This window comes from Bifidobacterium colobi, assembly GCF_018555455.1.
Taxonomy (GTDB): domain Bacteria; phylum Actinomycetota; class Actinomycetes; order Actinomycetales; family Bifidobacteriaceae; genus Bifidobacterium; species Bifidobacterium colobi.
Genome location: NZ_JAFEJU010000003.1, coordinates 382373 through 397146 on the forward strand (window position 1 = coordinate 382373; position 14774 = coordinate 397146).

Below are 14774 nucleotides of genomic sequence, written 5' to 3' on the forward strand. Positions count from 1 at the left end.
ATAACTGAACACGCTACCGCCGTGGTAGGCAACCGTCACGAAATCGGGTGCCTGCCACGGCGGTTTTGCGTTCAGCCGCCAACCACTTGATGCCGTCGCAATCCATCAAACTCGCTATAATCATTGAGTTTGCATAAGTTTGGAGATACTCATGAATGATCGCTCCCGCATGATGCTGTACGCACTGATCGCAGCGGCCTGCGTGGTTTGGATTTACCAATCCGTGAAAGAATCCGTGACCAGCGGTATCGCCATCGGTACCTCAAATATTATTTTTCTGGTATGCATCGGCATTGCGGCGCTCTACTGCACCGCCAATGCATTGATGCTCTGGTGGCATCAGCCCGGCAAGGATGATGAGGCTTCTTCAGAAAGCGGCGAAGATACCGAAAACACCGAAGATGTCATCGACAGCGACACCGCGGACGACAAGGTCGATTCCGCGCAATCCGATCATTCTTCCAAGAAGGAGCAGTAATGGCAGTATCAACCATGTCCATGGCAATCAGCATCGCACTGGCAGTTGTCTGTCTCCCCTGTGGCCTGTTTCTTGGCCTTATTCCATTACGAGCGGATCTGGTCACCACCAAGCAGTCCAAGGCATCGCAAATGATGTGCTTCATCATCGTTTTGGTGTTCACTGGTCTGCTTGTTTCCGGCCGCGATCTCGAGACCTGGAGCATCGTTATCGGCTTGGTCATCGGCTTCGGCATCGGCAAGATTCCGCCGCTGCACGCTTGGGCACTGAACAAGTGGCCTTTCCTTGAGCCCAAGAAGCCGGACGCCAAGCCGAAGCGCGTGAAAAAGGCCAAGAAGAAGTAGCCTCCGCTCGGTTCCGCTCCTCAACCGGCGTTATGTATGCGGCTCAACGAGACCATCGCAAACATAGCGCCGTTTCTTATGCCCGAATCCTCACTATGTATGCGTCCCAACGAAGCAGCCGCATACATAACGCCGGTTCAATACCCGAAATCCTCACTATGTATGCGGAATGATGGTTCCGCCGCATACATAGTGAGGATTCTCAATGCCTGGCCCCACCTGAATCGCATTGCACTCAGCAGCGATCCGCCTTACTACTCCCTGTCAAAGAAAGCCAGGAACTTGGGCCGCCATGCATAGCGCGTGGAGACAAGAATCAGACTTACGGTAGTCAGCACCAGACCAAGAGGAGCCGCGAGCGAGGACACGAAAAGCAGCATGGCATACAGCGCACCGAGCACAGCCAGTGCAATCACAAGCAAACGATGTGCGTTCATAACAGATCTCCATTGACGTGGCGTTCAGTACGCGATCATTATCCCCCGCATAATGCGCATCAGCATTTCCATCAGTTTTCGGCATTGTTGCAACTTACCGATGCAGAAACATGCTCGCGTTAACTGCAAACGTCGCCCTGGCAACCTTGCCTGAGCGACATTTGCAGTGGAAGGAGAAGAAAGAAAAAGGAAGGTGGATAAACTGTCCTCAGGCATGTGCGCACCTGAGAACAACCATGGATATCAACGATGATTACTCAAGGCGCGAGGTTCACCAAGCGTGCCTTGCACCTCGAGTAATCATCAGTCAGTCATCGGCTCACTTAACCTCGGCCAGAGCGTCGATGATGTAGTTGTTGATGGTGGCCTTGACGGACTCCAGGTGATCGGACTTGGTAGCGGCGATCAGCTCGGACTGCGGCTTGTCGAGGCTGTAGGCTTCGAGGTCGGCCAGGGTCACGTTGCCGTCCTCGATTTCCTTGCCGATGCCGGAGTCGTAGGAGCTGTAGCGCTCGGCCATGAGATCCTGGATGAAGCCATCCTGGTTCATCTTGTCGGCGACCAGCAGGCCTGCGGCGTAGGAATCCATACCTGCAACGTGAGAACGGAACAGATCCTCAGCGTAGAAGGAGGTACGACGCGGCTTGGCATCGAAGTTCAGGCCACCGCGCGGACCGATGGAGCCGGCCTGCAGGACTTCCCACATCACGGCAACGGTCTCGTACAGGTCGGTCGGGAACTCATCCATATCCCAGCCGATGAGCTTGTCGCCCTGGTTGGCGTCGAGGGAGCCCAGGAAACCGTTCTCGCGAGCGACGCGAATCTCGTGCTGGTAGGTGTGGCCGGCCAGGTTGGCGTGGTTGCCTTCGAGGTTCAGCTTGAAGACATCGGTCAGGTCATGGCTGCGCAGGAACTCGATGGCGGTGGCCGCATCGAAGTCGTACTGGTGCAGGGTCGGCTCCTTCGGCTTCGGCTCGATCAGGAACTGAGCGTCAAAGCCGATTTCCTTGGCGTAGTCGGCGCACAGGTGGAAGAACTGAGCGATGTGATCGGTTTCACGCTTCATCTCGGTGTTCCACAGGTTCTCGTAGCCTTCGCGGCCACCCCAGAACACGTAGTTCTCGGCACCGAGGCGCTTGCCGATTTCGAGGCTCTTCTTCAGCTGGCCGCCGGCGTAGGCGTAAATGTCAGCGAACGGGGAGGTTGCAGCACCGGAGACGAAGCGCGGGTTGGTGAACAGGGAGGAGGTGTTCCACAAGAGCTTCACGCCAGTGGCCTTCATGTTCTCTTCGATCTTGTCGACGACCTTGTCCAGGTTGGCGTTGGTCTCGCGCAGGGTGTCGCCTTCAGGAGCGATGTCGCGATCGTGGAAGCAGAAGTACTCAACGCCGAGCTTGGTGAACAGTTCGAAGGCGTAATCAACCTTGGCCAGAGCCTGATCCATCGGATCGGTGTACTTGTAGTACGGACGGTGAGCGGTACCGGTGCCGAACGGATCAACGAGCTCCTGGTTGAAGGTGTGCCACCAAGCGACGCCGAAGCGCAGCCAATCCTTCATCTTCTTGCCGGCAACAACCTTGTCAGCATCGTAGTAATGGAACGCGAGACCTTCCTTCGGTCCCTTCTCACGGCCGACGTACTCAACCTTGTCAACATCCCACAGACCCATTTGGGTGCTCCTTTGCAATAGTGCTCAACGGATTACGGGATAAATAATAAAACGAATGAACTATGTTTGTCAAATGATTGAATTAATAAGCGCGCAGTCAGCGTGTTGCCTGTAATTGCAACGGTTTCTGCACGCGATTGCCCGCCAGCCACCGGCACTTCGGCATGTTGTTCACCCGAGTTTCCGTTTGCCGGCGGGCCGCCACAGTACAGCTGCATTCAATGCAGCCTCAATGCAGCATCACAGCGCGTCAATATCTCCGACTGCGATGACCTTCTGGTTGACGAATTCTTTAAGACCGAGATCGATGAGCTCGTGGCCGTAACCGGAATTCTTCACGCCGCCAAACGGAATATCCGCGGCAACAATGGTCGGATGGTTAATGGCCACCATACCGGTGTCGAGCTTGCGAGCCACCTGCTGCGCATGGCGAATGTCCTTGCTGAACACGGAGCCTCCAAGGCCGAACGGTGAATCGTTGGCGATGCGGATCGCATCCTCCCCGTCCTTGGCACGGTAGAGCTGCGCCACCGGACCGAAGAACTCGGTGTGGAAGGCATCATTGTCCTCGCTGATGTCGGTCAGCAGTGCAGGAGGGAAGAATGCTCCATTTGCGGGTACTTCGGCCAGATATTCGACATTCGCACCTTGCGCCACGGCGTCATCGACCTGGCGTTGCAACGTCCGCTTGGCACCTTCGCTGGACAGCGGCGCAAGTGTTGTGCTCGGATCGGTCGGATTGCCGGCGACCAGTCTTGCGGCACCAGCACGGTACCGGGCTAGGAAACGGTCATAGACGGCATCCACCACAATCAAACGCTTCGAGGAGACGCACACCTGCCCGGCGTTCCAGTTACGCCCTTGCACAGCCCAGTCGGCGGCCTTGTCGACATCGGCGTCGTTCAACACGATGAAGGCATCGGCACCGCCAAGTTCCAGCGTGCTTTTCTTCAGATGTTTTGCGGCGAGCGATGCCACCAAGCCACCGGCCTTTTCAGAACCGGTGAGCGCCACACCGCGGACCACCGGGCTGGCGATCACGTGTTCGGTCTGATCGTGCGGCAGATAGAGGTTGGTGAGCAGACCCTGTGCCACCGATTCGTCGATGCCTGCGGCCACGGCGGCCTTGCGGAAAAGATCCTCCATACGAGCCGCGCACTGCGGCACATTCGAAGCGTGCTTGAGCACCACCACGTTACCCGCGGTGAGCTGCGGGGCGGTGATGCGCACCACTTGATAGTACGGGAAGTTCCACGGTTCAACGGCGAAGATCACGCCCATCGGATCGTTGACCAACTGCACATCCGTGTCCCCATAGCCACGGGCGGGCAAGAAGCGCGGAGCCAGCAATTCCTCACCATGCTCCACGTAATAGCGCAGCATCGCGGCGCAGATGTCTACCTCGCCGACCGCTTCGGCACTAATCTTTCCCATTTCCAAGGTGATGGTCGAGGCATAGTCCTCACGGTTCGCTTCGAGTATTTCAGCGGCCTGTTCCAGCACGGCGACACGCTGAGCAACCGGCAGGTCACGCCAGACGAGGAACGACTTGTGCGCGGTATCAAGCGCGGCATCGACCTCTTCGGGCGTGGCATTGGCGAAGGTGGCTACGGTCTCATTGGTGTATGGGTTTATTGTTGCGTACGTCATTGTCGTATGAGTCCTTTGCTTGTTGGTATCTCTGTTGTTCATCACAGGTCGTCTGTGGCCTGTAATCCCCTACTCCCAACTTTATTGGGCTCACCTCAGACACCTCGGCGCAAGGGCTGCTCTGCATGTAGACCGTGACTTGCCTCACATTGGCAAGCGCTATTGGATCACGGACGCGCATCGGCGCACATGATACGCAAAAAGGCCGGCCACCGCGGATTGCGATGACCAGCCCTGTATGGTGGACGCTGGCCGCAGCTCAGATGATGATGCCGTTGCAGTGGTCGACTTCATGCTGGATGATCTGCGCGGTCCAGCCGGTGAATGTGGCATGGTGCGCACGGAAGCGGCGGTCCTCAAAATCGACTTCGATGCGACGGTAACGCATCGTGCGGCGTTCGCCGGCGAGGGACAGGCAGCCTTCCTCGGTTTCGAAAGCGCCATCCGAGGCGGTGATTTTTGGGTTCACCATCACTGTGATGCGCCCGCCAAGGTCCTCGTCGACAAAGGCGATGATGCGCTTGTTCACACCGATCATGTTGGCTGCCATGCCCACACATCGCGAGCGGTTCGCCTCCAATGTATCCACGAGATCCCGCATCACAGCCTCATCCCCTGGCCCGGCTTCTTCGCCCGGCATGCGCAGGAATGAACGAGAGGTCATAATCGGTCGTTGCATTTCAGTCCTTCTTCTTCGCTGCAGTAGTTCCCATCAGAGGATAGCAAAACGGCTCTGGCGAATTATCGCACAGAGCCGTTATAGCTAATAGGTACAGCTAATAGGTAATCGTCAGCGCAGCGCCAGGTTGGCGGCACCGATCAGACCGGCGTCCTGACCAGCGGTAGCAGCAACGATCTTGGCATGGCCGCGGTAAGCGCTGCCTTCCAGGAAGCGAGCGTAGTTGTAACGTGCCGGCTCGAGCAGGATGTCGCCCACGGCCACCACGCCGCCACCGATCACGAACAGATCCGGGTCAAGCACGGCGGAGACCGCAGCCATCGTGCGGCCGAGCCATTCGCCGATCTTGCCAAAGGCGTACAGTCCGAGCTCGTCGCCCTCCTGGGCGGCCTGAGAGACCATCGGACCTTCCAGCTTGGTCACATCTCCCCCGCACAGCTCCAGCAGACGCTTGGCATCCTGCGGGCGGCGACGCACGGCGGACTTGGCGAAGTTCTCCAGCGACGTGCCGGAGGTGTAGCGCTCGGCGCAACCGCGCAGACCGCAGCCGCAGTGATCGCCGTCCGGGACCATCGGCAGGTGGCCGATTTCGGCGGCCATGCCGAAGGAGCCGCGGTACAGCTCACCGTTGATCACGATGGCGCCACCAAGGCCAGTGCCCACGGTCAGGGCCACCATGTTGCGGCTGCCTTGGCCGGCACCGTGCACATACTCGCCCCAACCGGCGCAGTTGGCGTCGTTTTCCACAATAACCGGCACAGCGTGATCGATCAGTGCGCCGACATGCTCGGACAGGTTGTAGTCAATCCAAGCCGGAATGTTGGCGGAGAAAGTCAGGGTCTTGCGGTCGGCGCTCACATTGCCAGCAGCGGAGATACCGATAGCCTGAATGTCAGTGTGACCGGCAGCAACAGCTTCACGATATGCCTCGGCGATGTGCTGGTTGATGGCATCCGCATCCATCGGCGTAGGCACGCGCCAACGCTGAATGATGTTATCGTTTTCATCGCACACGGCGGCAGCGATCTTGGTGCCTCCGATATCCACGGCAAGTGTGGTCATAACTCGCTCCTTGAGTATGAAATGTCGGTTGAGATACTGGAATCATAACGAAACGGGATGACTTAATTACCAATAGGTACATAAGTTGTTCATTCCACAACACGTTCTGTACCGCAATCGTTGTCATGCCACATCCAAGCGACATAAGGATTGTTAGCGCAAACGTTGGCATTCGCATGATTATGGCATCAATCGTTCTACTGGCGTGTCGGCACAGGGAAAAAATCAATCAAGGAATGCAGACACTGCGGCGACACGGCAGTCACGCTCAAAAACAAAAAAGCTTCCGAAATCCGGAAGCTTGGTGGCGACCCCGGCCGGACTTGAACCGGTGACCTCCGCCGTGACAGGGCGGCGCTCTAACCAACTGAGCTACGGGGCCGTTGTGCTCCGCAATGAAGCACGAGAGGATATACTATATGAACTCCGGCCTAGTTGTCCATCTCCGGCGTGTCGCACACCCGTCTCGCAGTGCTTCCCCGCGAAATCGCCCGCAGAGACCGGCGTTCTCGGTCCACGACATGCCACGATGCATGCTCGAAAAATACGCTGACTGTATGCTGAAGCCCAGAACCCTCAATACAGGCAATGTGACAAGGCAAAGGAGACGATCATGCGTGAACTCAATTGGGCTACGCTAGGATGCGGTGTCATCGCCAACCAGCTCGAACAGGCTTTGGAGGGCGAAGGCCGAAAACTCTATGCGGTGGCCAATCGCACCCACGACAAGGGCGTGGCATTCGCCGAAAAGTATGGCATCGGCAAGGTGTACGACACTATTGATGATGTGTTCACCGATCCGGATGTGGATGTCATTTATATTTCCACACCGCATAACACCCACATCAACTTCCTGCGCAAGGCGTTGGGCGCCGGCAAACATGTGCTGTGCGAGAAATCCATTACGCTGAACAGCGAGGAACTCAACGAAGCCGTGGCACTAGCTGCCGCCAACAACGTGGTGCTCGCCGAAGCCATGACGCTGTATCACATGCCGCTCTACAAGAAGCTCAACGAAGTCATCGCTTCCGGCAAACTCGGCGAACTGAAGCTGATTCAGATGAACTTCGGCTCCTACAAGGAATATGACATGGCCAACCGTTTCTTCAACCGGAATCTTGCGGGCGGCGCCATGCTTGATATCGGCGTCTACGCGCTTTCCTTCGTACGCTGGTTCATGAGCTCGACCCCCGATCAGATTCTCTCCCAGGTCAAGCTGGCACCCACCGGCGTGGATGAGCAGGCCGGCATCCTGCTGACCAATAAAGATGGCCAGATGGCCACGGTCACCTTGTCGCTCCACGCCAAGCAGCCCAAGCGCGGTCTGCTCTCCTTCGACAAGGGCTACGTGGAAATCTACGACTACCCTCGCGGCGAGCGCGCCACCATCACCTACGTGGAAGACGGCCATACCGAGGTCATTGAAGCCGGCGAAACCGCTAAGGCGCTGGCCTACGAGGTGGCGGACATGGAGGCTGCCATCGCCGGTGACCGCAGCATCATGCACTTGGATTACACGCGTGATGTGATGGATATGATGACCTTGATTCGCCGTGCCCAGTGGGGTTTGAGCTATCCGGAAGAGGAGCAGTGATTCGCTGCATCCCCCGTTACGTTATGTCTTGAACGCGTTAGGGCTCACATTGCCCCGACGCGTTCAAGGCGCGGTTTGCAGACATTACATCACGGTTTTCAGCCAAGCCGCAATCACCATGACGGCAATGAAGCCGAGGGATATCAGCGTATAGCGCACGAACATGCTGCGTTCGCGCTTCGCGCGCACCATATCCAATCCCCATCCTTCGGAAGCGACTTGCGATTCCTTGCGCGCACGCCGGGCAACATCCTGTTCGATATGCTCACGGTATCTAGGCATGGTCACAGGCCCCGGCATGGCGATGGTCGCCAGCGATCGCAACGCTCGAACGAATGTTTGCGACGCGCCATACGCCATCACCAATACGCCGCCCGCATACAGGGACGACGAATCATGAGCAAGCCAGCCGATCATCACCAGACCGAGCAGACCTGCGCCGAGCAGCGCCCAGCTCAATCTGCCGAGCGCGCGAATCTTGCCTTCCGAGGGATGCGAGGCGAACAGGAAACACCAGATGGCCAAGGCTGCGAACGGCAATGCCGCGAACGCGAACGCCAACAGCAGCCCCAAAATCGAGCCAACACCGCCGAGCAGCCACATCACCACGGGTATGGCGATAAATGCCGCCGCCGCGAACGTCAGCAGCACGCCCATGGCTACGACCTTGCGTCGCTCCGACGATGGCCTGACCGGCGGAGTGGCCCACCACCATTCGACTGTTCCCAGCTGCGGTCCTCGCTTCAGATAAGCAATGGCAATGGGGTCGCCGGCATCGGCGTCGCGAATTGTATTCGCAGCCCTGCGCCATCCCAAGGTATAGGTGCCCGCAACGCAAACCAGTGCGAACGCCGCACATGCGAGCCAAGGGTAAGCCCGGCTCAGCATCGTGGCATTACTAACGCCTTTCAGGGACTCGTACACCTCGCCATCGAACACGTAGACCTGCAACCGGTCACCCACATGGTAGAAGTATTGCGAATGCGTACGATGGCGGAATGGATAGTCAGTCCCGTTCACCTCGACCATCACCGAATTCTTAGCCGTGTTCACACTGGACACCGTGCCGGCCACCTGTTCGCCAACCGCTTGCCCTCCGCTGTGATCCGTACCGGCCATAACCGCGGCGATCAGCACCACAAGGAACACCGCCAGCCATACGAATGCCTTGATGCGCATTTTGGCCACGGCAGCTCGCTCCGTATCCAGCACCACAGTCGCCCCGACGCCACCATTGGCTTGATCGGCACGCCGAGCATCTTCGATAGAACGTTGATATGACTCACTCATAACATAATTGTGTCATTCTTCGCCTTGCACAGTCGGCAAACTACAGTGAACAGTAGATGAATCGTCCGCCCGCTTCGGTTGGCCGTGCGGCCGGCCTTGCAGTCAGCCTACTTCAGTCAGTTCAGGCGGCCGGCGTGTGGAGTATCGGAACATCAGCGCCGCAAGCAGCACACCGATCACCGCCATGCCGCCGATCACCCACATGCTCTGCGCAAACGCGTGCACATAGGCGGCAGCATCGCTCTCCCCTGCGGCACTGCGAGCCGACGCGAATTCGGTAATCAGCGAGCTGGCCACAGCCGTACCTATCGCACCAGCCATTTGCTGCACCGTGTTCATCACCGCAGAGCCATCCGCATTCAATGTGTGCGGCAGCTGGTTCAGCGCATGCGTCTGGTCGGGTACCAGCACGAATCCGGAGAACGCCATGAATACCGCGTAGGCCACGGCAATCACCCACACATTGCCGGTGAGCGCAATGAAAACCGCATCCATCACCGTAACTACAGCAAAGCCAATCACAATGAATTTCGGCGGGAAGTGATGCTTCAATGCACTGCCGATCAGCGGCGCGGAGATGGCACCGACCACCGCACCCGGCAGCAATGTCAACGCAGCCATGAGACTACCCATGCCGAAGCCGCGCTGCAGCAGGATCGGCAGCAGGAAGTTCAATCCGAGCACGCCGCCGGAGGCCATGAGCAGAATCAGCATGCCGAGCGCGAATCCCGGATAAGCGAATACGCGCACCTCAACCAGCGGTTTGCTCATGTTCAGCTGCACCACCACGAACACTGCCAGCACGGCTACGCTGGCCGCTAGCACCAGCCAGAATCGCCAGTCACCTTGCCAAGTGGCGAAGAAGCTCACGGCCATAATCAGACCCGCCAATCCAAGCGCCACCAATACCATCGACGGCATGCTGATGCTTGCCTGTTCCCTGTCTCCGGGATGGCGGATTTCCGGCACCGTAGCCATGCCAAGCAGGAATGAAAGCACCAGGAATGGCAGCATGGTGTAGAAAATCCAATGCCAGTTAAGGTATTCCATGACCACACCGCCGAACACCGGGCCGATGGCCGGGGCCGCGCAAGTCACGAGGCTGACGATGCCGAGCATCGCGCCACGCTGTTCGAGCGGCGCCTTCTCCAGAATGATGTTGGTAATCAGTGGCAGTGAGATGCCGGTGCCCAGTGCCATCACCAATCGAGCCGCGAGCAGCAGCGGGAAATTCGATGCAAACGCACCGAGCACCGTGCCTGCCGCGAAAATCAAGACCGCAGCGATGAACAATGTTTTGGTGGCGAACCTGCGCACCATAAACGGCGAGGCAGGAATCGCCACCGACAACAGCAGTAGGTAGCCGGTGGTGAGCCACTGCACTACCGATGCGTCGACGGCGAACTCCTGCATCAATGTGGAGTAGGCGATGTTCAGTGAGGTTTCCGAAAGAATGCCCAGAAAAGTCAAGATCGCCAAGGAAACCACTGCGATAACCAACTTCGACTGCACCGGCTGCTTACCACCATTGGGCAGCTGCTGTGCCAACTGGGAAGACGCACTGCGTTCGTTCATAGGACTCCGTTCGCCTGTAGGATTGTTGTATATCAAACAATATGGTTATCCTATAGGCAAATGTTTCGCGAAACTACATGGCTTGCACAGCTACAAAGCATGATTGTTCGCCGCCGACCGGCGAGGATTGCCGTACACTCGGCATCGCGCCGATGCTACGCGCTTGCATAACGTCTCATACAAGCGGTTCGCATGCATGCAGTTCGCAGATGACGCCGGTTTCCTGACGAATCCACTCCGCGGCCTGCAGTGCGGCTATATTCCATAAGGCATGCGGGATGCCGCCGAAATCCGGCTGGGCGGACCAAAAGGTCAGGTCATCGGGGAATGCGGTAAGCGCCGTGCCCTCCTCGGGAGCCCCTCCCCCGCTCGGCACGACCGCGCGGTACAGGCGCTTGGCGAGCGTCGCCACAAACTCGTTGGCCGCGGCGAACGTGTCGTTGAGATGTTGCTCGGCCACGACCGGCGGCCCGACGATTTCCCACGATTCCACATCCGAGGCATCCCATTGCGCGGATTCGCCATCCACCTTGCGCTCCAAGGTGACGAATAGCTTGGCGAACTCTCCAGAAGTCAATCCAGTGACCCGCCTGCGTGTGGCCAATTCAATCGGTGTCATCGTGTCACCCCACCTCGTATTCGGCAAACAACAACTGCCAGTGGTACGTCATTGCATTGTTGACCAATATGCATCAGCATCCCGACCGGCACGCAAGCCGCGCCATTCCAGCCCTTCCGATACCATGGTGGGCGGTAGTTTGACGGGGATTCGATCGTAATATGGACAGGCTTCACATCGCTTGAGCCGGCGCGGCGAACACCGTGAGAGACAACGCAGCCGATGCGGCACACGCAAAGGGCCCGCACTCACGCCCGCACAAACAACACGACAAGACTAGAAACGGCGCAATTTCAACCTTTCTAAGGAGCAACTGCAACTCATGGCAGAATTCGTATTCCAGATGATCAAGGCACGCAAGGCATTCGGCGACCGCGTGATTCTTGACGACGTGACCCTGAGCTTCCTGCCGGGCGCGAAGATCGGCGTGGTGGGCCCCAACGGCATGGGTAAGTCCACCTTGCTCAAGATCATGGCCGGCCTGGAAACCGTGAGCAACGGCGAGGCCACGCTGACCCCGGGATACACGGTGGGCATCCTGCAGCAGGAGCCGCCGCTGGACGACACCAAGACCGTGGGCGAGAACATCAAGATGGCGTTCGGCCCGATTGCCGAGAAGGTGGCGCGTTTCAACGAGATCGGCGAGGAAATGGCCAACCCGGACGCCGACTTCGACGCTCTGATGGACGAAATGGGCAAGCTCCAGACCGAAATCGACGCCGCCAACGGCTGGGATCTCGACTCTCAGCTCGAGCAGGCCATGGACGCCCTGCAGTGCCCGGATCCGGACACTCCGGTGAACGTGTGCTCCGGTGGTGAACGCCGCCGTGTGGCACTGTGCAAGCTGCTGCTCGAAGCCCCCGACCTGCTGCTGCTCGACGAGCCCACCAACCACTTGGACGCCGAGTCCATCCTGTGGCTGGAGCAGTTCCTGCACCAGTACAAGGGTGCCGTCATCGCCGTAACCCACGATCGTTACTTCATGGATAACGTGGCCGAATGGATTTGCGAGGTCGACCGCGGTCACCTGTACCCGTACAAGGGCAACTACTCCACGTATCTGGAGACCAAGGCCAAGCGTATGGAGATCCAGGGCGCCAAGGACGCCAAGCTGGCCAAGCGTCTGAAGGACGAACTCGACTGGGTGCGCTCCTCCCCCAAGGCTCGTCAGGCCAAGAACAAGGCTCGTCTGGAGCGCTACGACCAGATGGAGCAGGAGGCACGCAACAACAAGAAGCTGGACTTCTCCGAGATTCAGATTCCGGCCGGCCCGCGTCTGGGCTCGCTGGTGCTGGAAGCCAAGCACATCCACAAGGCTTTCGGCGACCGCGTGCTCATCGACGATCTTTCCTTCACCCTGCCGCGTAATGGCATCGTGGGCGTGATCGGTCCGAACGGTGTGGGTAAGTCCACCCTGTTCAAGACCATCGTGGGCTTGGAACCGCTCACCAGCGGCGAGCTGAAGATCGGCGACACCGTCAAGATCAGCTACGTCGATCAGAACCGTGAGGGCCTTGACCCGAACAAGAACCTGTGGGAAGCCGTCTCCGGTGGTCTCGACTTCATCGAGGTGGCCGGCGTGGAAGTGCCGACCCGTGCCTACGTGGCCAGCTTCGGCTTCAAGGGTTCCGATCAGCAGAAGCTCACCGGTGTGCTCTCCGGTGGTGAACGCAACCGTCTGAACCTCGCCCTGACCCTGAAGCAGGGCGGCAACCTGCTGCTGCTCGACGAGCCCACCAACGATTTGGATGTGGAGACCCTCGAAAGCCTCGAAAACGCACTGCTCGGCTTCCCGGGCTGCGCCGTGGTGATCTCCCACGATCGTTGGTTCCTCGACCGCGTGGCCACCCACATCCTCGCTTGGGAAGGCGACGACGAGAACCCGGCCAAGTGGTACTGGTTCGAAGGTAACTTCCAGGCATACCAGGAGAACCGCGTGGCTCGCCTCGGCGAGGATGCGGCCCGCCCGCACCGCCTGCACAAGAAGCTCGTGCGCGGCTGATTGGCTACTCCGCTGACGTAAAAGGACCGTCACCACTCGGTGACGGTCCTTTTACGTTATCGAGGGTGCTTACGCCTTGGATGGATGGAATTTACGCACAAATATAAACAAAAGTACGCAAAACAATCTCGCAACCAATGCCACCGGCCTTCCACTCAAGTTGACTGACGGTTTTCCAACGTTGACTGACGGTTTTCCAACGAAAAACGTTATAAAACCGTCAGTCAACGTTAGGAATCCGACAGTCAAGCAGAACGAGAGCCGGCAATAGTCCAGAAGCCACACATATCATATTCAGAAATAGCACTAGTCCATATTTATGCCCACATAACGAAACGCGCCCATACCTAACCGGCAATTAACCTTCCTCACAGGCTTGTTACATCACATTGCCATGACTCTTAACCCTCACTCGGTAAACTGCCAAACAGCATGAGAGATAGTCCGCAACACGAATCGAGGAATCATGGCTCAGCCAACCACCGTTACCCCACTGGATCATCTGATTGAAGTGCTGCGGTTGGGTGAACCTTCCGCATACCGCAATCACACGTATATCAACGGTGAAAGCATGTTCTTCCCCACCGGCCGCGTCTACGGCGGTCAGGTCATCGCCCAATCGGTCATCGCCGCATCGAAAACCGTGCCGGCATCCCGCCTGCCGCACTCCATCCATGGTTATTTCATCGCGGCCGGCGATATTCGCCAGGATCTGCTCTTCGATGTGGAGACCTTGCGCGACGGTCGCTCCTTCTCCGCTCGCCGCGTGAACGTGACCCAAGCCGAAGGTTCGATTCTGACCGCCATCGCATCCTTCCAGGAAACCGGTCAGGAAGGTGTGGAATTCGCCGATCCGATGCCCGAGAACCTGCCCGACCCCGAAACTTTGACGTCCGCGAAAAAGCTTATGGAGCCGTTCGCCGAGAAGTCGCCGTTCGCCAATTATTATGCGGAAAAGTCCCCGTTTGATATTCGCCATATCACGCCGACGGTGATGCTCAGAGCCGATAAGAAGTCCGCTGAGCATGATTCCGGCAAGCAGATGGTGTGGATGCGCGCCGACGGCCACGCCGATGTGCCGCAGGTGATGCACCGTGCTCTGCTCGCGCTCGGCTGTGATCAGCTCATGATGGAACCGGTGCTGCGCCGCGCCGGACTGTCAATCTCCACCCCCGGCATCTCCTACGCCTCCATCGACCATTCGATGTGGTGGTATCGCGACATCGATATCAATGAATGGCATTTGTATGTGCAGGATACGCCTATCGCCGCGCACGGTCGTGGTCTCGGCAATGCCAAGGTGTATTCGCAGGATGGCGAACTGGTGGCGGTAATCGCTCAGGAAGCCATGGTTCGCGTACCGCAGAAGTAAGCA

The 14774-nt window shown here is 58.1% G+C and carries 13 protein-coding genes and 1 tRNA gene; 5 read left to right on the plus strand and 9 right to left on the minus strand.

Translation table 11 applies throughout. From position 1 onward, the window contains the following. The first annotated feature begins 151 nt into the window (after positions 1–151). Together JS530_RS06150 and JS530_RS06155 are read left to right on the plus strand one after the other, a co-directional pair. Entirely contained in the window at positions 152–478 is a 327-nt protein-coding gene (locus tag JS530_RS06150) for a hypothetical protein (RefSeq protein WP_214376293.1), read from the plus strand. Continuing rightward, positions 478–822, plus strand: a complete 345-nt coding sequence (locus JS530_RS06155) for a hypothetical protein (protein WP_214376294.1) — start codon at positions 478–480, stop codon at positions 820–822. Before JS530_RS06150 ends, JS530_RS06155 begins: the two co-directional genes overlap by 1 nt. A 254-nt stretch (positions 823–1076) precedes the next feature. On the opposite strand, the gene JS530_RS06160 is transcribed toward JS530_RS06155, so the two are convergent. The 6 genes from JS530_RS06160 to JS530_RS06185 form a co-directional block, all read right to left on the minus strand. Beyond that, positions 1077–1259 (minus strand): hypothetical protein, encoded by a 183-nt coding sequence (locus tag JS530_RS06160; RefSeq protein WP_214376295.1) that lies wholly within the window; start codon positions 1257–1259, stop codon positions 1077–1079. A 319-nt stretch (positions 1260–1578) separates the two neighbouring features. Further along, complete coding sequence (gene xylA / locus JS530_RS06165; RefSeq protein WP_214376296.1) at positions 1579–2928, minus strand: xylose isomerase; 1350 nt, start codon at positions 2926–2928, stop codon at positions 1579–1581. Positions 2929–3168: 240 nt separating this feature from the next. Beyond that, positions 3169–4578, minus strand: coding sequence for an NAD-dependent succinate-semialdehyde dehydrogenase (locus JS530_RS06170; protein WP_214376297.1), 1410 nt, complete (start codon positions 4576–4578; stop codon positions 3169–3171). 259 nt (positions 4579–4837) lie between these two features. Beyond that, on the minus strand, positions 4838–5257 hold the full coding sequence (locus JS530_RS06175; protein WP_214376298.1) for a peptide deformylase: 420 nt from the start codon (positions 5255–5257) through the stop codon (positions 4838–4840). A 111-nt stretch (positions 5258–5368) separates the two neighbouring features. Continuing rightward, positions 5369–6319: an ROK family glucokinase gene (locus JS530_RS06180; protein WP_214376299.1), complete on the minus strand. Its 951-nt coding sequence runs from the start codon at positions 6317–6319 to the stop codon at positions 5369–5371. Positions 6320–6624: 305 nt separating this feature from the next. Next, positions 6625–6701 (minus strand) — tRNA-Asp (locus tag JS530_RS06185). Positions 6702–6932: 231 nt separating this feature from the next. On the opposite strand from JS530_RS06185, the gene JS530_RS06190 reads away from it, so the two are divergent. Continuing rightward, positions 6933–7913: a Gfo/Idh/MocA family protein gene (locus JS530_RS06190; RefSeq protein ID WP_214376300.1), complete on the plus strand. Its 981-nt coding sequence runs from the start codon at positions 6933–6935 to the stop codon at positions 7911–7913. 84 nt (positions 7914–7997) lie between these two features. On the opposite strand, the gene JS530_RS06195 is transcribed toward JS530_RS06190, so the two are convergent. From JS530_RS06195 to JS530_RS06205, 3 genes are all read right to left on the minus strand, one after another. Then, positions 7998–9203, minus strand: coding sequence for a hypothetical protein (locus JS530_RS06195; protein ID WP_214376301.1), 1206 nt, complete (start codon positions 9201–9203; stop codon positions 7998–8000). A gap of 102 nt (positions 9204–9305) precedes the next feature. Continuing rightward, positions 9306–10778 carry a DHA2 family efflux MFS transporter permease subunit gene (locus JS530_RS06200; RefSeq protein ID WP_214376302.1) on the minus strand — a complete coding sequence of 491 codons (1473 nt, stop codon included), beginning with the start codon at positions 10776–10778 and terminating at the stop codon, positions 9306–9308. 175 nt (positions 10779–10953) lie between these two features. Beyond that, on the minus strand, positions 10954–11397 hold the full coding sequence (locus JS530_RS06205; protein WP_214376303.1) for a hypothetical protein: 444 nt from the start codon (positions 11395–11397) through the stop codon (positions 10954–10956). Between the two features lie 322 nt (positions 11398–11719). On the opposite strand from JS530_RS06205, the gene ettA reads away from it, so the two are divergent. After that, positions 11720–13399 (plus strand): energy-dependent translational throttle protein EttA, encoded by a 1680-nt coding sequence (gene ettA / locus JS530_RS06210; protein ID WP_214376304.1) that lies wholly within the window; start codon positions 11720–11722, stop codon positions 13397–13399. A 466-nt stretch (positions 13400–13865) separates the two neighbouring features. Beyond that, positions 13866–14771, plus strand: a complete 906-nt coding sequence (locus JS530_RS06215) for an acyl-CoA thioesterase (protein WP_214376305.1) — start codon at positions 13866–13868, stop codon at positions 14769–14771. Positions 14772–14774 lie beyond the last annotated feature (3 nt).